Genomic DNA, 20059 nt, shown 5'->3' on the forward strand with positions numbered 1-20059 from the left:
CATGTATAGCAAAATTTTAGGTACTGGCAGCTACCTGCCATCTCAGGTGCGTACAAACGCAGATCTAGAGAAAATGGTAGATACAAGTGATGAGTGGATCGTTGCTCGCACGGGTATTAAAGAGCGTCGAATTGCTGCAGAAAACGAAACTGTAGCAGACATGGCATTCTACGCAGCTGAAAACGCTATCGATATGGCGGGTATTGATAAAAACGATATCGACCTGATTATCGTAGCCACAACGAGCAGTAGCCATACTTTCCCTTCATCTGCGTGTCAGGTGCAGGCAAAGCTTGGCATTAAAGGTTGTCCAGCTTTTGACTTAGCCGCTGCTTGTTCTGGTTTTGTGTACGCATTATCTGTTGCAGACCAACATATCAAATCTGGTATGTGCAAAAACGTACTTGTGATTGGTTCAGATGCTTTGTCTAAAACGTGTGATCCGACAGACCGTTCAACCATTATCCTATTTGGTGATGGTGCCGGAGCCGTTGTCGTAGGCGCTAGCCAAGAGCCTGGCATTATCTCTACCCACATATACTCGGATGGTCAATTCGGAGAGCTTCTAAGCCTACCTGTACCTGTGCGGGGGCAAGATGCGGATAAATGGCTTCATATGGCTGGGAACGAAGTATTCAAAGTCGCTGTAACTCAGCTATCGAAACTAGTAAAAGATACGCTTGAAGCCAACAACATGCATAAGTCTGAACTAGACTGGCTAGTGCCGCACCAAGCGAACTACCGCATTATTTCAGCGACAGCGAAGAAACTTTCGATGTCACTAGACCAAGTCGTGATTACACTTGATAAACACGGCAACACATCAGCTGCGACGGTGCCAACAGCACTAGATGAAGCGGTACGTGATGGTCGTATTAAACGCGGTCAAACTCTGCTTCTTGAAGCGTTTGGCGGCGGATTCACTTGGGGCTCGGCCCTTGTGAAGTTCTAAGTTTCACAAGAATTCAAAATTTAAGGTGCACTTGGTGCATCTTATTTCTTTTTACTTTGCTTAAAGGAAAACAACATGAGCAAGTTTGCTATCGTATTTCCAGGTCAAGGTTCTCAAGCTGTAGGTATGCTTGCAGAACTAGGCGAACAATATGACGTAGTAAAACAAACATTTGCAGAAGCATCTGACGCACTAGGTTACGATCTATGGGCGCTTGTTCAAAATGGACCTGCAGAAGATTTAAACGAGACTTTCCGTACTCAACCAGCTTTGCTAGCTTCATCTGTTGCAATCTGGCGTGTATGGCAGGAACTTGGCTTAGAGCAACCAGCAAACCTAGCCGGTCACAGCCTAGGTGAGTACTCAGCACTTGTATGTGCGGGTGTTATCGACTTTAAAGAAGCCATCAAGCTGGTTGAATTACGTGGTCAACTTATGCAAGAAGCAGTACCAGCTGGTACTGGCGCAATGTACGCGATTATCGGTTTGGCTGATGATGCGATTGCAAAAGCGTGTGAAGACGCAGCGCAAGGCGAAGTGGTCTCTCCAGTAAACTTTAACTCGCCTGGTCAAGTCGTTATCGCTGGTAGCAAAGACGCAGTAGAGCGAGCTGGTGCGCTATGTAAAGAAGCTGGTGCGAAGCGTGCGCTTCCTCTTCCTGTTTCAGTACCTTCACACTGTGCACTTATGAAGCCAGCAGCGGAAAAACTTGCTGTAGCTCTTGAGTCTATCGAATTTAACTCACCACAGCTGCCAGTTATCAACAACGTTGATGTGGTTGCTGAGACAGATCCTGCAAAAATCAAAGATGCGCTTGTTCGTCAGCTACATAGCCCAGTTCGTTGGACTGAAACAGTTGAACTGATGCACGAACAAGGCGTAGAAAATCTTCTTGAGCTTGGTCCTGGTAAAGTTTTAACAGGTCTAACAAAACGTATCGTGAAAACGCTAACTGCAGCAGCAGTGAATGATATCGCATCGCTAGACGCTGCGAAGTAATCCATCAAGCGATAAATTTGCGATAAGAAAAGGAAACACAACATGATGAATCTAGAAGGTAAGATCGCGCTAGTTACCGGCGCAAGCCGTGGTATTGGCCGCGCGATCGCGGAACTTCTTGTCGAGCGAGGTGCTACGGTTATCGGTACTGCTACTTCTGAAAGTGGTGCGGCTGCTATCAGCGAGTATCTTGGTGATAACGGTAAAGGCTTAGCGCTTAACGTGACTGATGTCGAGTCTATCGAAGCGACATTAAAAACGATCAACGAAGAATTTGGTGTGATCGATATTCTGGTGAATAACGCTGGTATTACTCGTGACAACCTATTGATGCGCATGAAAGATGATGAGTGGAACGACATCATCGATACCAACCTAACGCCTATCTACCGCATGTCTAAAGCGGTTTTACGCGGTATGATGAAAAAACGTGCGGGTCGTATCATCAACGTAGGCTCTGTTGTTGGTACCATGGGTAATGCTGGTCAAACTAACTACGCAGCAGCGAAAGCGGGCGTGATTGGTTTTACTAAATCAATGGCTCGTGAAGTTGCGTCTCGTGGTGTAACAGTGAACACTGTTGCTCCTGGTTTCATCGAAACTGACATGACTAAGGCGCTAAGTGATGACCAACGTGCGGCAACTTTGTCGAACGTGCCAGCAGGTCGTTTAGGTGACCCACGTGAAATTGCATCAGCAGTAGTTTTCCTTGCTTCTCCTGAAGCAGCGTACATTACTGGTGAAACTTTGCATGTAAATGGTGGCATGTACATGGTTTAATGCGACAGTTTATGCAAAATAAGCTATTTTACATTGTGAAAAATAGCCTATAGTTGCAGTTAACTGTCATGAACTTGTCATGCTTATGCGCAAGATTTGTGCATGATTTAAGTCAAAAATGTATTGAAATTCGGTTAAATTCGCTAATTTTGTGGTTTGACCAGCAAGGACCCCCTTGCAACTTTCAATAGTTCGAATAAACTACGGAATCATCGCATTAGGCGAAATCTGTAAAGGAAAAGAAAAATGAGCAACATCGAAGAACGCGTAAAGAAAATCATTGTTGAACAGCTAGGTGTAGACGAAGCAGAAGTTAAAAACGAAGCTTCTTTCGTTGATGATCTAGGTGCTGATTCTCTAGACACTGTAGAACTAGTTATGGCTCTAGAAGAGGAATTCGACACTGAGATTCCTGACGAAGAAGCTGAGAAGATCACTACTGTTCAAGCTGCAATCGACTACGTAAACAGCGCTCAGTAATTAGCTCTCCCAGGCGGTCTCCTAGACCGCCTGTGTTCTTTCTAACTTCTTCTATCCTCTCATAGAAATATTCAATTCCCGGAGAATTATATCGTGTCCAAGCGTCGTGTAGTTGTCACTGGCATGGGTATGTTGTCACCGGTAGGCAACACAGTAGAATCATCTTGGAAAGCCCTGCTAGAAGGTCAAAGTGGTATCGTAAATATCGAGCACTTTGATACTACGAACTTCTCAACTCGTTTTGCAGGTCTTGTTAAAGATTTCGATTGCACAGAGTACATGTCTAAAAAAGATGCTCGTAAGATGGACCTTTTCATCCAGTACGGCATTGCAGCGGGTATTCAAGCTCTTGATAACTCTGGCTTACAAATTACCGAAGAAAATGCGGCTCGAGTTGGTGTTGCTATCGGCTCAGGCATTGGCGGTCTTGACCTTATCGAAACTGGCCATACTGCATTAGTAGACAAAGGCCCTCGCAAAGTTAGCCCATTTTTTGTTCCTTCGACCATTGTAAACATGGTTGCAGGTAACCTATCTATCATGCGTGGTCTCCGTGGTCCAAATATCGCGATTTCTACCGCATGTACTACTGGCCTGCATAATATCGGCCATGCAGCACGTATGATTGCCTACGGCGATGCAGATGCGATGGTTGCTGGTGGTGCAGAAAAAGCTTCTACGCCTCTTGGCATGGCTGGCTTCGGTGCAGCTAAAGCACTATCTACTCGTAATGAAGAGCCTCAAAAAGCGTCTCGCCCATGGGATAAAGGCCGTGATGGTTTTGTTCTAGGTGATGGTGCTGGCATGATGGTGCTTGAAGAGTACGAACACGCAAAAGCACGTGGCGCGAAGATTTACGCAGAACTGGTTGGTTTTGGTATGTCTGGTGATGCTTACCACATGACTTCTCCAAGCGAAGATGGCTCTGGTGGTGCACTTGCGATGGAAGCGGCAATGCGTGACGCGAACATCACAGGTACCCAAGTAGGTTATGTGAATGCTCACGGTACATCTACTCCTGCTGGCGACGTTGCAGAAATCAAGGGCGTGAAACGTGCTCTTGGTGAAGAAGGTGCGAAGCAAGTACTTGTATCATCAACTAAGTCTATGACTGGTCACCTATTAGGTGCAGCAGGCTCTGTTGAAGCAATTATCACGGTTATGTCTTTGGTTGACCAAATCGTTCCACCAACGATTAACCTTGATGATCCAGAAGAAGGTCTAGACATCGACCTTGTGCCGCACACTGCGCGCAAAGTTGAAGGTATGGAATACGCTATCTGTAACTCGTTTGGCTTTGGTGGTACAAACGGTTCTTTGATCTTCAAAAAGTTCGCTGAGTAACACTATCTAACCTTATTTAGATAAGCGAAACTTGTATTCTAACGGCTCGATGCTTAGCATTGAGCCGTTTTGTTTTATTTGTTGTCTGCTAATTTGAAGGTACGTGAATGTTTTGGGTAAATGGAGTTCCGCAAACGCATGTAGAGCTAGGTGATCGCTCATTCCAATACGGTGATGGAGGCTTTACCACCATCCTGACCCAAAATGGAGAGTTGGTTTACTGGCAGGAGCATACTGAGCGCATGAGTGCTTGCCTTGACGCTTTGAAGATCTCTTCACCTGACTGGAAAGTTGTGCATGGTTGGGCAAGCAAAGCGGTTTTATCTGACGCACGAGCGGGGGTGAAGATTCACGTTAGCCGCGGTATTGGCGGGCGAGGGTATAGCCCTAATGGGATTAAAGGCCCTATCGTGACGATTTCCAATTTTGCATTTCCTTCTCATTATTCATCTTGGCAAGAACAAGGTGTGGACTTGGGCGTTTGTAATACTCGTCTAGGGATTCAACCTTTACTTGCGGGACATAAGCACAACAACCGTTTAGAGCAGATTCTCGCCAAGGCTGAAATCGACAATACAGAGTTTGCAGATGCAATAACGTTAAATGTGCAAAACCATGTCATTGAAACTACAATGGCCAACCTTTTTTGGGTTAAAGGTAATAAAGTATTTACGCCGGAGCTGACCTTATCAGGCGTTACGGGCGTAATGCGTCGTAAGGTGCTTGAGTTACTTAAAGTAAGTCATATTGAAGTCATCGAGGGGCGTTTTATACTTCCAGATTTGCTGAGTGCTGACGAGGCTTTCATGTGTAACTCAATATTAGGTGTCGCACCTATTCGCAGCATAGTGACATCGAACTCTAAGACTATATTTCCGATAGGAAAATTGACTCAACGACTGCAAGGGAATTTAACTACGTGATTAAAAAACTGTTGGCTTTTGTTGTGCTGATCGCAGTGATAGGCGCAGCAGCTGTTTTTTATATAATTTCACAGGCTAAACAATACGTTGAAAAGCCTATTCTATTGGAACAACCTCAGCTGTTTACTGTAGAAAGTGGTACAAGCTTTCATCATGTCATGCGCGCCTTAGTTGAAGGTGAGGTGATTGAAACATCGGAGTACATCCGTTTAATTCCTCACTTATATCCAGAATTGTTGCAAGTGCGAGCGGGTACTTACCAACTTGAGCCTGGTATGTCACTTTCGCAAACATTGGAGCATCTGAATACTGGAAAAGAATACCAGTTTGCGATCACTTTTGTTGAAGGCAGCCGCTTTTCTGAATGGGTAGATCAACTAAAAAGTGCTCCTTATTTAAAGCATGATTTAACCGATCTTTCAGAAAAAGAAATGGCTGCGAAGCTCGGAATTGAGAGAGAAAAGCTAGAAGGGTTGTTTTTAGCAGAAACCTACCATTACACAGCGGGTGCGAGTGAAAGCCAGTTATTAAAACGAGCGCATCGAAAACTCAATAAAATACTGGATGCTAACTGGGAAGCGCGTCAAGAAAAGCTGCCATTACAGGACAAATATGAAGCCTTGATTCTCGCGTCTATCATCGAGAAAGAGACGGCTATTGATTCTGAGCGTGAGCGCGTCGCTTCTGTGTTTATCAACCGATTGAACAAACGCATGCGGTTACAAACTGATCCGACAGTTATTTATGGTATGGGTGACGCCTACGATGGCAACATTCGTAAGAAAGATTTGCGTACGCCGACACCATATAACACCTATACCATCAATGGATTGCCACCAACACCGATTGCGATGGCTGGTGAAGCTTCCATTGAAGCGGCTTTGAATCCAGAAAGCAGCAACTATTTATATTTTGTAGCAAGTGGAAAGGGCGGACATGTATTCTCGAAATCCCTTGCTGAGCACAACCGTGCTGTTCGTGCCTATTTAAGAGAACTAAGAAAGAACAAATGATGAAAGCAAACTTTATTGTCGTTGAAGGCCTAGAAGGCGCGGGTAAAAGCACTGCGATTAAAACCGTTTTAGATACGCTAAAAGCGGCCGGTATTGAGGATATCGTAAATACCCGTGAGCCAGGAGGCACACCGCTAGCAGAAAAAATGCGCGCTCTGGTGAAAGAAGAGCACGAAGGTGAAGAACTTAAGGACATGACGGAGTTGCTTCTTCTGTACGCTGCACGTGTTCAGTTGGTTGAGAACGTGATCAAACCAGCTTTGGAAAACGGTCAGTGGGTGGTTGGTGACCGACACGATATGTCGTCGCAAGCTTATCAAGGTGGTGGCCGTCAGATTGACGCATCGTTAATGAAAAATCTCCGGGATACAACGCTTGGTGATTTTAAACCTGCTCTCACTCTCTATATGGATATTGACCCTCGTGTTGGGCTTGAGCGTGCACGTGGGCGTGGTGAGTTAGATCGTATAGAGAAGATGGATATTAGTTTCTTCGAGCGTACACGTGAGCGTTATTTGGAGATTGCTCATGCCGATCCTTCCATCGTTATCATTAACGCAGAACAGGCGATTGAAGGCGTGTCGCGTGATATTCGGGACGCTCTAAACGAGTGGCTAGCTCGTCAATAAGTGAAACGTAAATTTAGGTGACTCATGTTAAATGATTATCCATGGCTACAGCCAATATGGGATAACCTCAAAGTAGGGTTAGAGTCGGACAGAATACCAGGTGCGCTTTTATTACAAAGCGAGCAGGGCTTGGGCATCGAAAAACTTATCGAGTTTTTTAGCCAAGCACTTCTTTGCCAAAATTACGCGAGTGAAGCATGCGGTTTTTGTCATAGCTGCCAGCTAAATCAATCTCAAAACCACCCTGATTTACACTGGATCAAGCCAGAGAAAGAAGGAAAGGCGATAACGGTGGACCAAATTCGCGCTTGTAACCGTCTAGCTCAGGAATCATCTCAGCTTAATGGTTACCGCCTATTTGTAATAGAACCGGCGGACTCTATGAACGAGTCGGCATCGAATGCGCTGTTAAAGACGCTAGAAGAGCCTGGGGCAAAGTGCTTGTTTTTGCTCGTTACCCACAATCAGGAGCGTCTGCTCCCAACGATTCGTAGCCGTTGCCAACACTGGGTTGTTGCGCCTCCGTCAGCGGAACAAGCGATGCAATGGATGCACGAACAAGGGGCGAAGCAAGTTCCTGCTTATGCCTTAAAACTGAATATGGGCTCTCCAATAAAAACATTGGATGCGTTAAATAATGGTGAGCTCGAAGCTTACTTGGCTTTTGAACGCAGTTTTATTAAGGCAATGTCTTCGCCTGTTTCAGACGTTTCTGAGTGTGCTTCTTTAATCGCTAAACACTCAGAGCAATCACTAGACTGGGCATGGTATTTACTGACAGATGCTCAGAAAGCGCAGTTTGGTGTATCAGAAGCTCAAATGCTTCCGGGCGCGACAAAGTTCCAACCGGACAACTATAACGGTTTGTACTCATCAGCGAAGGCGCTGATGAACCTGAAAGCTCAGGTGCAAGCCTTTCCTGGCCTGAACCTTGAGCTACTATCAATGAATTGGTTAATTGAATCACGAGAGGCATTATGTTCGTAGATTCTCATTGTCATTTAGACAAATTGAATTACGACGATCTCCACATCAATGTGGAAGACGTTATTAACAAAGCTAAACAAGCAAACGTAACTGAGCTACTTTCTGTTGGAGTAACGCTGGATTCTTTCCCGAAAATGATGGAAATGATCGAGCCTTATGACAATGTTTATGCTTCGTGCGGTGTGCACCCACTTGATGTTGAAAGCGACTTTTCGATGGACGTATTGCGCCACCATGCGTCGAATGCAAAAGTCGTCGCTATTGGCGAAACGGGTTTAGATTATCATTACAAGCCCGAAACGGCCGCGTTACAGAAAGAGCGCTTGGAGCAACACGTTGATCTTGCAGTGGAGCTCAACAAACCTTTAATTATCCATACCAGAAACGCACGTGCGGATACTCTAGATATTTTGCGTAAGGGTGGGGCAGAGAAATGTGGTGGTGTTATCCATTGTTTTACAGAAGATCTTCCATTTGCTGAAGCTGCACTGGAGCTGGGGTTTTATATTTCTATCTCGGGGATTGTTACTTTCCGTCAAGCTACAGAGTTAAAAGAAGTGGTGAAGACTCTACCTTTAGAGAAGCTTCTTATTGAGACAGATTCTCCTTACTTGGCTCCTGTCCCTCATCGTGGCAAAGAGAATCAACCCGCTTATGTTGTCGAAGTCGCTTCTTATATTGCGCAACTCAAATCGTGCTCTCTTTCTGAAGTGGCACAAAAAACCACCGAAAACTTCCGAAATCTTTTTTTGCGATGAAAAAATAATAAGAGCATAAAAAAGGAGCTTAGGCTCCTTTTTTGTTGATAAAAACAACAGATACGCTCACGAGTTTAATGTTTACTAAAAATGTTGATTTAATAACATTCAAAAATCACAAATGTAATTTTGTTACTAAAAATAACATTGGGGCGTATTTTATTTACGCCTTAAAATTAATTATATAAATAATTAATTCTTTATAAAACAGTAATATAAGTGCAATGCAAACCTTTTCATCGGCTGTTTTTGGGTGTGATCCAAGACTTGTTTTGAAACTAAATTTCGTAACTGTGTGGAAAGTTTGAGGGTCATCAATATATATTTAGAGCCGGAAAATATAATGCAGTTGTGGTTACATTTTCATTGGGTGCTAACCTTTAGGCTACGGGGGTGTGCCGTTAGTGCCCAAATAATACTTATAAATTTATCAGGAGCATAAACATGTTTAAGAACCTTTTTGCTAACCTGCAAAAAGTTGGTAAGGCTCTGATGCTTCCAGTATCAGTTTTACCAGTTGCAGGTATTTTATTAGGTGTGGGTGCTGCCCATCTAAGCTTTATTCCAGAGATCGTTTCTAATCTTATGGAACAAGCTGGTGGTTCAGTATTCGGCCAAATGGCACTTCTATTTGCAGTAGGTGTAGCTCTAGGCTTCACTAACAACGACGGTGTTGCAGGTCTTGCAGCTATCGTTGGTTACGGCATCATGACGGCAACGCTAGGTGTAATGGCGGGCGTTATGGGTGTTGAGAAAATCGATACAGGTGTACTAGGTGGTATCCTTGTCGGTGGTGTGGCTGCTTGGGCATTCAACCGTTTCTTCAAAATCCAACTTCCAGAGTACCTTGGCTTCTTCGCTGGTAAGCGCGCAGTGCCAATCATCACTGGTTTTGCTGCGATCATCCTAGGTGTTATCCTTTCTGTTATCTGGCCACCAATTGGCGGTGCAATTTCTGCATTCTCTGATTGGGCTGCACACCAAAACCCACAGCTAGCATTCGGTATCTACGGTGTTGTTGAGCGTTCTCTAATCCCATTCGGTCTACACCACGTATGGAACGTACCGTTCTTCTTCGAAGCAGGTTCTTGTGTTAACGCTGCCGGTGAAGCTCAAAATGGTGTACTAACTTGTTACCTAGTTGCTGATGAAGCATCTCGTGCTGCTGGTAATGGCTTCGGTCAGCTAGCGGGTGGTTACATGTTCAAGATGTTCGGTCTACCAGCTGCAGCAATCGCAATTGCTCATTGTGCTAAACCAGAAAACCGTGCAAAAGTAATGGGTATCATGGCGTCAGCTGCACTGACTTCATTCCTAACTGGTATTACTGAGCCAATCGAATTCTCATTCCTATTCGTTGCTCCACTACTATACGGTATCCACGCTCTACTAGCTGGTTCTGCATACATCGTTTCGAACACTCTAGGCTTTGTACACGGTACTTCTTTCTCTCACGGTCTGATCGACTTCCTAGTTCTATCTGGTAACGCTCAGAAGATGGTGCTAATGATTGCCGTTGGTCTAGTTTACGCAGTAATTTACTACGTAGTGTTCCGTGGTGTAATCACAGCGCTTGACCTAAAAACACCTGGCCGTGAAGATGAAACGGAAAGTGCAGCTGTAACTTCTGGCTCTGATATGGGCGGTGAACTGGTTGCAGCGTTTGGCGGTAAAGCTAACATTACTGGTCTAGATGCATGTATCACACGTCTACGTGTAGCAGTTGCAGATACAGCAGCTGTTGACCAAGACAAGCTAAAACAACTAGGCGCTGCTGGTGTTGTAGTTGTAGCTGGTGGTGTACAGGCTATCTTCGGTACTAAGTCAGATAACCTAAAAACTGAAATGGATGAGTGGATTCGTAACCACGGTTAATCGCAGTCATTCATAGTAATGCATAAAAGGAGGCATCGGCCTCCTTTTTTAGTTCCTATTTTATTAACTGACAGTTCCTTTTTTAGTGTGATCCTAAACTCATCTTTACTTTTGTCAGCTTTTTCATACATCGAGCTTACCCATCGTTGACATATTGATATGCCATTATGTTTGAATAGCGAATAATGTTTTTTTGAATAATTGATAACGTGTATGAAGAACAAATTCATTTTAGTTTTGGGACTAGTTTCTAGTACGGCAATGGCGGCAAGCGAACCAACGGATCTATCAGTTGGTATGGCTGTCGATCAACAATTAAGTGTTGTTGTAGAGTTAGATAACAAATATCGTGGCATTATCGGAAACGATGGTATGGCGTTTGATTACATCGCTAAGCGTGGAACATTCGATCAAAACATGCCTGTGACTTGGTATGTCGGCGTTGGTGGCTGGTATGAATGGGATGACGAGTTTGGTGTGAGAGTACCGCTTGGTGTGAACTGGGATTTATCACGCGGCTGGGACCTTTATGGTCAAATACACCCAGAGCTAGATCTTTACAAAGGTGCTGACTTGCAGCTTGGCGGCGCCGTTGGCATCAAATACAGTTTCTAGAATAAAAGAAACATAAAAAACGCCGGTAAATACCGGCGTTTTTTGTTTGGAATGCAATATTGCTATTGTTTATCCATGGCTCGCTTGATGCAAACGGCAGCTCCGCCCCAAGTGATACCTAAACCAATAACCATCATAATAATTGCGCTGATTGTCATTTTGCTGTCTCCTTGCGGTTCACTGCGTTGATCACTAGACCAAAGATAAAGAGTGCGGCGATAAGTGCCCAGCCTAAAGTTAGATCATAGCCACCGTAGCCTTCAGTAATTAGGGCGTATAGCTTGGTCGCTAAGATAATGGCGAGCATGATTGGTGTAACGAAGCGTAAGCAGATCTCGAACCATTGACCAACAGAGAAATCAGAGCGCTCGTTAACGTAATTACGTACTTCTGGCACGCGCTTCAATAGCCACGCCATCAAGACAATCTCAACCAGACCACCAACCATGATGCCAACGTTGTTTGCAAAGTGGTCTACTAGATCGAGTAGCAGCAGACCGCCATTGGTAGCAAACGCCATAGAGACAACGAAGCCAATACCAATCACAACATTTGCAGCTTTTTTACGGCTCCACTTCAGCTTGTCGATAATGGCTGAAGTTACGGCTTCCATAATTGAAATATGCGAACTTAGACCAGCAACCACCAGTGCAAAGAAGAACAGTGGACCAAGAATATATGGGGCAGGTAGTAGGTTAATTGCCGCAGGTAAAGTAACAAAAGCCAAGCCAACGCCTGCAGATACCACCTCTGTTAACGGCTTACCTTGCTCTTGAGCCATGTAACCCAATACTGAGAAGATCATGATGCCGGCTAGGATCGAGAAGCCACAGTTGATCAACACGGTCATAAACGCGTTATTCGTTATGTCTGACTTTTCTGGTAGGTAGCTAGAGTAAGCTAGCATGATGGCGAAGCCGATACTTAGCGTAAAGAAGATCTGACCATATGCCGCTGCCCATACTTTCACATCCCAAATTTTGCTGAAATCGGGTTCGAACATGTAGTTCACGCCATCTAGAGCTCCTGGCAAGAAAATCATACGTCCGATTAAGAAAATCACCATCAAGAATAGGATTGGCATCATAATTTTAGATGCTCGTTCAATTCCTGATTTCACGCCTTTGGCAATGGCGGTGTAAGTAATTGCCCAAGCAATTACCATGGATAAAGCAATCTTCCATTGAATACTGCCTAAGTCTGTTGGTGAGTTGTCACCTAGCTTTAGGTATTCACTAAAGAAAAATGCGTTGGTATCGGTTCCCCAACCTTGAGTGAACGACAACCCAAAGTAAGAAATCGACCAACCGATAACAGCCACATAGTAAACGGCAATAACTGCAGCCACACCAACTTGGAACCAGCCAAGCCATTCAAATTTAGAATGAATTTTCGCAAGTGTTTTTGGTGCCGAGCCTCGGTATTTTTGTCCCATACTGAACTCAAGGATCATAAATGGAATACCGGCAGTGATCATGGCAAAAATGTAAGGAATAAAAAATGCGCCGCCACCGTTTTCATAGGCCATGTATGGGAAACGCCAAATGTTTCCCAAACCGATAGCAGACCCAACTGCTGCTAAGATGAATCCCGCCCGGGATCCCCATTGTTCTCGCTTCATATTTGACTCCTATAAGACTCCCTGAGGAATGAAGCTCTCTACGTAACACAGTAATAATTGCGCAAACAGTTGGAAGAAAGGACCGCTGTTATCCATCAGCTTTTCTATCCTTAATTCTAACTTCTTATAATTTTATAGAGCTATATTCTGGCTACTGTAAGAGAAAGTAGATTATTAATCTTAAAATTTTGATGTGTGTTTGATAAAACTGAAATATTTATCTGTTTTCACTGATCAGACTAACTTCTAATAATACTTAGCGCAATAGAATCTAAATGTTAATTCAGATGCGTTGTCTGGTTTTAATCTTGTTAAATTTGAGTTTGATTGTGGTTTTGTGTGGGTGGTTGGTTGTTTGTCTGGAATAAATGACTGGGATCTAATAATTGCTTTGGTGTTTAAGACTATTTTTATGAATTAGGGCGTACGGCTATCTTTTGTGCACCTATCTAGATGATGCTTCGTTACTTTGCCAAACAATGGTGTTTAGACGATGTCCTTTATCGGCTCTGTGCAGGACTCGTTCAGCGTTCTTTGTGACGAGTCCTGCAAAGGAACATGCATAAAAATTAGAAGCGGAAACTAAAACCGACATTTGATTGGAATTGGTTCATCCAATCAGTATCGAACTTAATGATACAGTTTGAGCCGTCATTAGGTAGATTACAGGCGCCAGATGTATCGTTATCAACGACCGTTCCTAACCATCTCAGTTGGGCTGTTAATGCAAAGTTCTTTGAAAATTCATATTCCAGCCCTGCAAAAGCGCTAGCCGAAAATCCGTATTTTTTGTCTACCCAATCCACATCGGCATAAGAAGCGCCCAAACCTACACCGATATAGGTTTGCCAATTTTCTGCGACAGGATAGTACATGCTGCTTTGGAAGTGCAGATAATGGATATCTGCTGAGTTGGACAGCTTTTCAAGTTCCGTCGATTGATTGGAGTAAAACAATCCGATCCTTCCTTTTTCTAAGGGAGTCTCGACTGAAAGAGCGTAGTTCACTGCGGGGTCGAGATCGTATGTATTACCACTTTCATCCTCTACTTGGCCGCCTCCTGTATAGCCTATGTATGGTGTAACGATGATATTCGCTTGTGCATTGATAGCAGTACTCATCATCATGATTCCTACTAGCCAGCTGAGTTTTTGGTTCATGCCCTATCTCCTTATTATGACTAAGCTAATTGTGATGGGTTAGTCAAAATTGCGCGACTAAATTAAGCAAATCTTGAACATATTTCACACCGGTGTTATTAATTTGTTACATATTAAGGAGGTGTTTATGGAACACGATCTAAAATCCGCATTAATCATTGTGGTGACTGTTTTTGCAGTGCTTTTGTCATTTGGCATCATTGCTATTACAACAGCTTAAGATAACCACTTTTACCAAACGTTTTAACAAAATGGCGTGAGCCTATGATACGTAACAGCGGTATAATCACAGAAAGCCATGCAGAGCTTGATGTAAAAGTTTATGAGCACTTTAGGCATGGTAAAACTGCTTTAGTCACGCAAGGTGGAGGGCAGAGAGGGATTTTTACCGCTGGCGTTTTAGACGCCTTTTTACTTTCCAACTTCGATCCTTTCGATGAATTCTATGGCACCTCTGCCGGAGCACTTAACTTATGTTCTTACTTGTGTCGTCAACATGGCATGGGCAAAGCTTTTATTACCGAGCTGACAACGTCTCCTGAATTTTTTAATCTGTTTCGCTATATCCGAAAGCAGCAGTACTTAGGTTTAGAGTGGGCATTAGAACGGATTCAAGATTTCCCATACAAGCTTGACCTTGATTTAGGTCGTAGTGCATTGGGAAAACGAGGAGCGTTTGCTGCGGTAACGAATATAGAGACGCTATCAGATCAATATCTACCAATCTTGGATGACTCGTGGTTTAACACTATGCTAGCGACATGTGCGATTCCCAAGTTGTACCACGGACCTGTCGACGTAAATGACAATAAGTTTGTTGATGGCGGCGTGTCTGCCTCTATCCCTGTTCAAGAAGCGTGGCGTCAGAATGCTCGCAACATTATTGTCATTCGCACAGAGCCGTTTTCAGAGATTGAAGCGAGAGCCCAAAGTGAAGTGGGGGATGTGCCTGTCGAATGGTATCGAGAGTCTATCAACTCAGTACAGCAATCATGGCAGCAAAAAGTGAATCAGTGGAAGCTGGATTGGGCGTCGTTCTTCCAACAAAAAATTAATGCAGCACATCAATCGAAGCTTGCAGGGAAAATGCTGTTAAATGGAGGCCGTTGGTTGTTCGGTGCCGATAACTTGTATCGTTTAAGTCATCTGATTGGTGAGAATTTTGATTCAGGTTTAGCCGACATGCTGATGATTCATTATCAAACATTTGAGCTCACTCAGGCCTTTATATCTGCTCCACCTGACGACACTTTTATTTTACAAGTTGCGCCTAAAGAGGGACTTCGTTCTTCTTCTTTGTTAAGTGACCAAGAGTCACTAGAGCATGACTATCAACTTGGGCTTCAAGCTGGGTTTAACCTAGTTCAACTCTATGACCAGCTGGATGTTGAAATTGATGGTAGAGAGAGTGCATAAACCTTCTTACGTTCACGATGTGCGCAATATACAAAGCATATAAATAAGGCTCCATTTTCGGAGCCTTATTTGCGGGTTCTTGTGGTTAACTCCGGTTAGGTATAACGACTACGCTTGTAGAATGCGCATGCAGTTGGTTGAGCCAACAACATCCATTACATCGCCTTGAGTAATAATGACTAAATCACCTTTGTGCAAGAACCCTTGCTCTTTAAGGCTAGTAATCGCTGCTTGAGCCGTTGGTAAACCCGCATCACTTTTTGACTCGAAATATACAGGTGTCACGCCTCGGTATAATGCTGCTCGATTTAGTGTCGATTCATTCCGTGATAAGGCAAATATTGGCAAGCCAGAGCTTAAGCGAGACATCATCAACGCAGTCCTGCCGGACTCAGTTAACGAGATCATCGCTTTAATTCCTTCCATGTGATTCGCAGAGTACATGGTTGCCATTGCGATGGTTTCTTCAGCGGTTTCGAAGGTTCTATCTAAGCGATAGGTTGATAGACTTGCCTCCGACATTTTTTCTGCCCCCACACATACTTCGGCCATGGATTTGACCGTTTCTACAGGATATTTACCTGCAGCGGTCTCTCCAGAAAGCATCACCGCGTCAGTGCCGTCTAGAACCGCATTGGCCACATCCATCACTTCAGCACGCGTTGGCATTGGGCTAGTAATCATGGACTCCATCATTTGTGTCGCAGTAATCACGATACGGTTTAAACTGCGTGCGCGGCGAATCAGTTTTTTCTGGACACCAATGAGCTCAGGGTCACCGATTTCTACACCAAGGTCACCACGTGCAACCATCACCACATCGGATGCGAGAATAATGTCGTCAATAGACTCATTGGTCGCGACGGTTTCTGCTCGTTCGACTTTAGCCACTAACATGGCTTCAAGGCCTGCATCTCTAGCTAAGCGTCGAGCGTAATGCATGTCTTCGCCGTTACGTGGGAATGAAATAGCAAGGTAATCTACTTGAATTGCTGCAGCGGTAAGAATGTCGGCTTTATCTTTCTCTGTGAGCGCATCTGCTGACAATCCGCCGCCTTTTTTGTTGATCCCTTTATTGTTGGACAATGGACCACCGACAATCACACGGGTATGAACTTTATTACCCTCTACTGTAGTAACTTGCAGCTGAACGCGTCCATCATCGAGTAATAAAATGTCATTTGGTGAAACATCTTGCGGTAGTTCTTTATAATCTAACCCTACAGATTCTTGATTGCCTTCACCTTTTGGTAAATCACTATCTAATGTGAATTTATCGCCCACATTCAAAATGACTTGGCCGTCTTTAAACGTTGATACACGGATTTTAGGGCCTTGTAAGTCACCAAGAATTGCAACCTGACGCCCAAGTCTTGCTGCAATGGTACGGACTTTGTTCGCACGTTGAATGTGGTCTTCACTGGTTCCATGTGAAAAATTCATACGGACAACGTTTGCACCGGCTTTGATGATCTCCTCAAGTATATTGTCCTTATCCGTTGAAGGACCCAGCGTAGTGACAATTTTTGTTCGTCTTAATTTGGAAGTCATAGATTCTCCGATGAATGTGTGTGTAAAGGTAACTTGAACTCTATCCTTACTTTACGCAATCGCTCTCAAGGTTAGCCTCGTTGCTGAGCCCACACCTTAAAGCTACTTGAATATAAGTATATGCACAGAATGTTTACATTAAGAGTAACCCCGGTAAAACAGACAGATATTCGACAGGCAATGGCCTTATTGATAAAAATGCGCTGCTTTAAAGGCACTACTTCATAATTTAGTGAATAAAAATAAGTTATTTTTCAAACAATTTAACAGGAGTAGATTCTTCGTTATTTGATTGAATACACAAACAAACAGGTTTATACGTGATGCTTGTCACGGGGATTTATTAATTCACTTCACAATTAGTTCGCAAAGTAAAAAAATTGTCCCGTTATAGAATTTCGGAGTGCAAGATGTACATGGCTCAACCGGGCCATATTGATCATATCAAACAGGTCAATGCTGGTCGTGTATATAAACTAATTGACCTAAAAGGTCCTATTTCTCGAATTGATTTGTCCAAGCAGAGTGAGCTTGCTCCTGCTAGTATCACCAAAATCACTCGAGAATTAATTGAAGCGCACTTGATTCATGAAACGACAGTACAAGAAGCGACGAGTCGTGGTCGACCTGCTGTCGGTTTGCAGGTTAATAATGAAGGCTGGCAATTTTTGTCAATGCGTTTGGGGCGAGGTTATTTAACCATTGCTTTGCATGAGTTAGGCGGTGATGTACTAATCGATACTAAAATCGAGATACACGAGCTTGATCAAGACGATGTGCTTGAGCGCCTGCTTTACGAAATTGATGAATTTTTTCAGACTTACGCGGATCAACTTGATCGGGTTACCAGTATTGCCCTTACGCTGCCTGGTCTCGTGAACTCAGAGCAAGGTGTCGTTTTGCAGATGCCTCATTACAATGTCGAAAATCTTGCTCTTGGACCAGAGATATACAAAGCAACAGGCTTGCCAGTTTTCATTGCCAATGACACGCGAGCTTGGGCATTAGCAGAAAAGCTTTTTGGTCATTCTCAAGATAATGACAACTCCGTTCTTATCTCTATCCACCACGGTTTAGGTGCGGGCATCATTCTGGATGGGCGCGTTTTGCAAGGCCGTCACGGTAACATTGGTGAACTCGGGCATATTCAAATTGACCCAAATGGAAAACGTTGTCATTGCGGCAATATTGGCTGTTTGGAAACCGTTGCCAGTTCTCAAGCAATTCGTGAAGAAGTCGTAAGACGAATCGCTGATGGCGAAGACTCTATTCTTGCTAAACAAGAAGAAATGAGTATTGAGAGCATTTGTGAAGCCGCTGCAAACGGTGATCCTTTGGCCGTCGATGTGATTGAAAAACTTGGACGCTACTTAGGCTCTGCAATTGCTATTGTGATCAACTTATTTAACCCTGAGAAAATCTTGATCGGTGGTGTGATTAACCAAGCAAAAGATGTGCTTTATCCTGCGGTTCGTCGCTGTATCGAAGAGCAGAGTTTACCTGTTTATCACCAAGATCTTGAGCTGGTGGAGTCTCGTTTCTATAAGCAAGCCACAATGCCTGGTGCCGCGTTGATTAAGCAAGCGTTGTACGATGGTCAACTATTGATGAAGGTTGTGGAAGGTTAAGTACTTTTTAACATGATGATGTGCCTGGCTGTTGAGACTACATTTGTAGGTGATTTAGGGTGAGACTTAACGGCTCACCCTTTTTGATCGCCTATTACTAGAATGGGAATTTGAGTTATGTTGCATTGCTATATCTGCGCCATTCATGTAATTTCCTAAAAAGCTCAAGTAAATAAACAAAATGGCTTTCAATGTGCTGCGTGACTTTGCGTCTGATGCAAAGAGAAGTAATACGCTAAAACTGTTGTACTTTAAAGCTGTGCTCGAAAAGCCAAATATTTTAAGGTTATTTGGTTATATAACCTTGCTGTGTCTGTACTGATTTCGAGTAAAATAAGAATTATCCATAATTTAGGTAGTAGTATGTCCGGAGTGTTAAATACGGTTGACCAGCGTACAAACTTGGTTGGTGAAAATCGACTAGAGCTTCTGCTGTTCACTTTAAATAGTCGCCAATTATTTGCGATTAATGTGTTCAAAGTGAAAGAGGTCATCAAGCTTCCACCGTTAACCAAGCTCCCTGGATCGCACTACAATATTCGTGGGGTTGCTTCTCTACGAGGTGAAGCGGTACCAGTGATTGATTTACGAGGCGCAATTGGTTTTCCTGCTTTACGTGGTGAAGCGGAAGAAGAAAATTTGATCGTGACAGAGTACAACCGCACGGTGCAGGGCTTCTTAGTCGGTCCGGTTAAAAACATTATTAATACGGCATGGACTGAAATTCAGCCGCCTCCTTCCACGTCTGGTCGCTCGAATTACCTCACGGCTATCACGCAAATCAAAGAGGGGGATGCCTCTCAAATTGTCGAAATTATTGACGTTGAAAAAGTTTTAGCAGAGATCGTACATTACGACGTGACTATCTCGGAGGACATTCTCGATCAAGAATTGGCCCAAGCAATGGTCGGGCGTAATGTTCTGATTGTGGATGATTCCTCTACAGCTCGTAATCAAGTTCGCGATACGCTTTCTCAATTGGGTATGAATATCATCGAGTGCCGTGACGGGCTAGAAGCGTTAACGGTTTTAAAACGTTGGTGTGATGAAGGTAAAGATGTAGAAAAAGAGCTGTTGATGATGATTACGGATGCTGAAATGCCTGAAATGGACGGTTATAAACTGACCCATGAAGTGCGCCAAGATCCACGTATGTCTAAGTTGTTTATCACATTGAACACTTCTCTGAGCGGTAGTTTTAATGAAGCCATGGTACAAAAAGTAGGCTGTGATCGCTTTATATCTAAATTCCAACCGGATCTGCTGGTTGAAGTTGCTCAAGACCGATTACGCCAGATGCTTTCTAAAAGTGCATGATTAGATCTAGT

20 protein-coding genes are annotated in these 20059 nt (G+C 43.8%); 16 read left to right on the forward strand and 4 right to left on the reverse strand.

The features are described from left to right. Position 1: 1 nt before the first annotated feature. From R8N46_RS10860 to R8N46_RS10915, 12 genes are all read left to right on the forward strand, one after another. Positions 2-952: a beta-ketoacyl-ACP synthase III gene (locus tag R8N46_RS10860; protein ID WP_017821385.1), complete on the forward strand. Its 951-nt coding sequence runs from the start codon at positions 2-4 to the stop codon at positions 950-952. A gap of 75 nt (positions 953-1027) precedes the next feature. Continuing rightward, positions 1028-1951, forward strand: coding sequence for an ACP S-malonyltransferase (gene fabD, locus R8N46_RS10865; RefSeq protein ID WP_005387313.1), 924 nt, complete (start codon positions 1028-1030; stop codon positions 1949-1951). 45 nt (positions 1952-1996) lie between these two features. Then, positions 1997-2731: a 3-oxoacyl-ACP reductase FabG gene (fabG, locus tag R8N46_RS10870; protein WP_025767222.1), complete on the forward strand. Its 735-nt coding sequence runs from the start codon at positions 1997-1999 to the stop codon at positions 2729-2731. Between the two features lie 246 nt (positions 2732-2977). After that, complete coding sequence (gene acpP / locus R8N46_RS10875; protein WP_004406112.1) at positions 2978-3211, forward strand: acyl carrier protein; 234 nt, start codon at positions 2978-2980, stop codon at positions 3209-3211. 93 nt (positions 3212-3304) lie between these two features. Further along, on the forward strand, positions 3305-4555 hold the full coding sequence (gene fabF, locus R8N46_RS10880) for a beta-ketoacyl-ACP synthase II (RefSeq protein WP_005372948.1): 1251 nt from the start codon (positions 3305-3307) through the stop codon (positions 4553-4555). 107 nt (positions 4556-4662) lie between these two features. Further along, the gene (pabC, locus tag R8N46_RS10885; protein ID WP_042523095.1) at positions 4663-5478 is read left to right on the forward strand and encodes an aminodeoxychorismate lyase; all 816 of its coding nucleotides are present in this window, start codon (positions 4663-4665) and stop codon (positions 5476-5478) included. Then, positions 5475-6491 (forward strand): endolytic transglycosylase MltG, encoded by a 1017-nt coding sequence (mltG, locus tag R8N46_RS10890; protein ID WP_042523092.1) that lies wholly within the window; start codon positions 5475-5477, stop codon positions 6489-6491. The genes pabC and mltG overlap by 4 nt, the downstream gene beginning before the upstream one ends. Beyond that, positions 6488-7120 carry a dTMP kinase gene (tmk, locus tag R8N46_RS10895; RefSeq protein WP_044129475.1) on the forward strand — a complete coding sequence of 211 codons (633 nt, stop codon included), beginning with the start codon at positions 6488-6490 and terminating at the stop codon, positions 7118-7120. The genes mltG and tmk overlap by 4 nt, the downstream gene beginning before the upstream one ends. Positions 7121-7144: 24 nt before the next feature. Further along, positions 7145-8107 (forward strand): DNA polymerase III subunit delta', encoded by a 963-nt coding sequence (locus R8N46_RS10900; protein WP_054729226.1) that lies wholly within the window; start codon positions 7145-7147, stop codon positions 8105-8107. Then, positions 8098-8865 (forward strand): TatD family hydrolase, encoded by a 768-nt coding sequence (locus R8N46_RS10905; RefSeq protein WP_318098455.1) that lies wholly within the window; start codon positions 8098-8100, stop codon positions 8863-8865. The genes R8N46_RS10900 and R8N46_RS10905 overlap by 10 nt, the downstream gene beginning before the upstream one ends. 444 nt (positions 8866-9309) lie before the next feature. Continuing rightward, a complete protein-coding gene (ptsG, locus tag R8N46_RS10910) occupies positions 9310-10740 on the forward strand; it encodes a PTS glucose transporter subunit IIBC (RefSeq protein WP_005372959.1) in 1431 nt (476 codons plus the stop codon). A gap of 213 nt (positions 10741-10953) precedes the next feature. After that, a complete protein-coding gene (locus R8N46_RS10915) occupies positions 10954-11355 on the forward strand; it encodes a hypothetical protein (protein WP_005372960.1) in 402 nt (133 codons plus the stop codon). A gap of 62 nt (positions 11356-11417) precedes the next feature. Here R8N46_RS10915 and R8N46_RS10920 read toward each other — a convergent pair whose 3' ends face one another. The 3 genes from R8N46_RS10920 to R8N46_RS10930 form a co-directional block, all read right to left on the reverse strand. Then, positions 11418-11513 carry a MetS family NSS transporter small subunit gene (locus R8N46_RS10920; RefSeq protein ID WP_005372963.1) on the reverse strand — a complete coding sequence of 32 codons (96 nt, stop codon included), beginning with the start codon at positions 11511-11513 and terminating at the stop codon, positions 11418-11420. Further along, positions 11510-12976: a sodium-dependent transporter gene (locus R8N46_RS10925; protein ID WP_005372966.1), complete on the reverse strand. Its 1467-nt coding sequence runs from the start codon at positions 12974-12976 to the stop codon at positions 11510-11512. Before R8N46_RS10925 ends, R8N46_RS10920 begins: the two co-directional genes overlap by 4 nt. A 569-nt stretch (positions 12977-13545) precedes the next feature. After that, a complete protein-coding gene (locus tag R8N46_RS10930; protein ID WP_047103413.1) occupies positions 13546-14136 on the reverse strand; it encodes an outer membrane protein in 591 nt (196 codons plus the stop codon). 127 nt (positions 14137-14263) lie between these two features. On the opposite strand from R8N46_RS10930, the gene R8N46_RS10935 reads away from it, so the two are divergent. Together R8N46_RS10935 and R8N46_RS10940 are read left to right on the forward strand one after the other, a co-directional pair. Further along, on the forward strand, positions 14264-14356 hold the full coding sequence (locus R8N46_RS10935) for a YnhF family membrane protein (protein ID WP_005372970.1): 93 nt from the start codon (positions 14264-14266) through the stop codon (positions 14354-14356). A 44-nt stretch (positions 14357-14400) separates the two neighbouring features. Then, on the forward strand, positions 14401-15552 hold the full coding sequence (locus R8N46_RS10940; RefSeq protein WP_318098454.1) for a patatin family protein: 1152 nt from the start codon (positions 14401-14403) through the stop codon (positions 15550-15552). A 108-nt stretch (positions 15553-15660) separates the two neighbouring features. Here R8N46_RS10940 and pyk read toward each other — a convergent pair whose 3' ends face one another. After that, entirely contained in the window at positions 15661-17103 is a 1443-nt protein-coding gene (gene pyk / locus R8N46_RS10945; RefSeq protein WP_025767228.1) for a pyruvate kinase, read from the reverse strand. A 410-nt stretch (positions 17104-17513) separates the two neighbouring features. Between pyk and R8N46_RS10950 the strand changes: the two genes are divergently transcribed. Continuing rightward, on the forward strand, positions 17514-18731 hold the full coding sequence (locus tag R8N46_RS10950) for an ROK family protein (RefSeq protein ID WP_005385828.1): 1218 nt from the start codon (positions 17514-17516) through the stop codon (positions 18729-18731). A gap of 363 nt (positions 18732-19094) precedes the next feature. Then, positions 19095-20048, forward strand: a complete 954-nt coding sequence (locus tag R8N46_RS10955; RefSeq protein ID WP_005372976.1) for a chemotaxis protein CheV — start codon at positions 19095-19097, stop codon at positions 20046-20048. Positions 20049-20059 lie beyond the last annotated feature (11 nt).

Origin of the sequence: Vibrio sp. 1874, from assembly GCF_033344395.1 — a bacterium.
GTDB classification, from domain to species: domain Bacteria; phylum Pseudomonadota; class Gammaproteobacteria; order Enterobacterales; family Vibrionaceae; genus Vibrio; species Vibrio alginolyticus.

Bases quoted from the DNA above. Each gene is read 5' to 3' on its own strand.
- acpP (WP_004406112.1), top strand. From the start codon at position 2,978: ATGAGCAACATCGAAGAACGCGTAAAGAAAATCATTGTTGAACAGCTA.
- tmk (WP_044129475.1), top strand. From the start codon at position 6,488: ATGATGAAAGCAAACTTTATTGTCGTTGAAGGCCTAGAAGGCGCGGGT.
- R8N46_RS10935 (WP_005372970.1), top strand. From the start codon at position 14,264: ATGGAACACGATCTAAAATCCGCATTAATCATTGTGGTGACTGTTTTT.
- R8N46_RS10940 (WP_318098454.1), top strand. From the start codon at position 14,401: ATGATACGTAACAGCGGTATAATCACAGAAAGCCATGCAGAGCTTGAT.
- R8N46_RS10950 (WP_005385828.1), top strand. From the start codon at position 17,514: ATGTACATGGCTCAACCGGGCCATATTGATCATATCAAACAGGTCAAT.
- ptsG (WP_005372959.1), top strand. From the start codon at position 9,310: ATGTTTAAGAACCTTTTTGCTAACCTGCAAAAAGTTGGTAAGGCTCTG.
- fabD (WP_005387313.1), top strand. From the start codon at position 1,028: ATGAGCAAGTTTGCTATCGTATTTCCAGGTCAAGGTTCTCAAGCTGTA.
- R8N46_RS10930 (WP_047103413.1), bottom strand. From the start codon at position 14,136: ATGAACCAAAAACTCAGCTGGCTAGTAGGAATCATGATGATGAGTACT.
- R8N46_RS10955 (WP_005372976.1), top strand. From the start codon at position 19,095: ATGTCCGGAGTGTTAAATACGGTTGACCAGCGTACAAACTTGGTTGGT.
- R8N46_RS10900 (WP_054729226.1), top strand. From the start codon at position 7,145: ATGTTAAATGATTATCCATGGCTACAGCCAATATGGGATAACCTCAAA.
- pabC (WP_042523095.1), top strand. From the start codon at position 4,663: ATGTTTTGGGTAAATGGAGTTCCGCAAACGCATGTAGAGCTAGGTGAT.
- R8N46_RS10915 (WP_005372960.1), top strand. From the start codon at position 10,954: ATGAAGAACAAATTCATTTTAGTTTTGGGACTAGTTTCTAGTACGGCA.
- R8N46_RS10925 (WP_005372966.1), bottom strand. From the start codon at position 12,976: ATGAAGCGAGAACAATGGGGATCCCGGGCGGGATTCATCTTAGCAGCA.
- R8N46_RS10905 (WP_318098455.1), top strand. From the start codon at position 8,098: ATGTTCGTAGATTCTCATTGTCATTTAGACAAATTGAATTACGACGAT.
- R8N46_RS10860 (WP_017821385.1), top strand. From the start codon at position 2: ATGTATAGCAAAATTTTAGGTACTGGCAGCTACCTGCCATCTCAGGTG.
- pyk (WP_025767228.1), bottom strand. From the start codon at position 17,103: ATGACTTCCAAATTAAGACGAACAAAAATTGTCACTACGCTGGGTCCT.
- fabG (WP_025767222.1), top strand. From the start codon at position 1,997: ATGAATCTAGAAGGTAAGATCGCGCTAGTTACCGGCGCAAGCCGTGGT.
- R8N46_RS10920 (WP_005372963.1), bottom strand. From the start codon at position 11,513: ATGACAATCAGCGCAATTATTATGATGGTTATTGGTTTAGGTATCACT.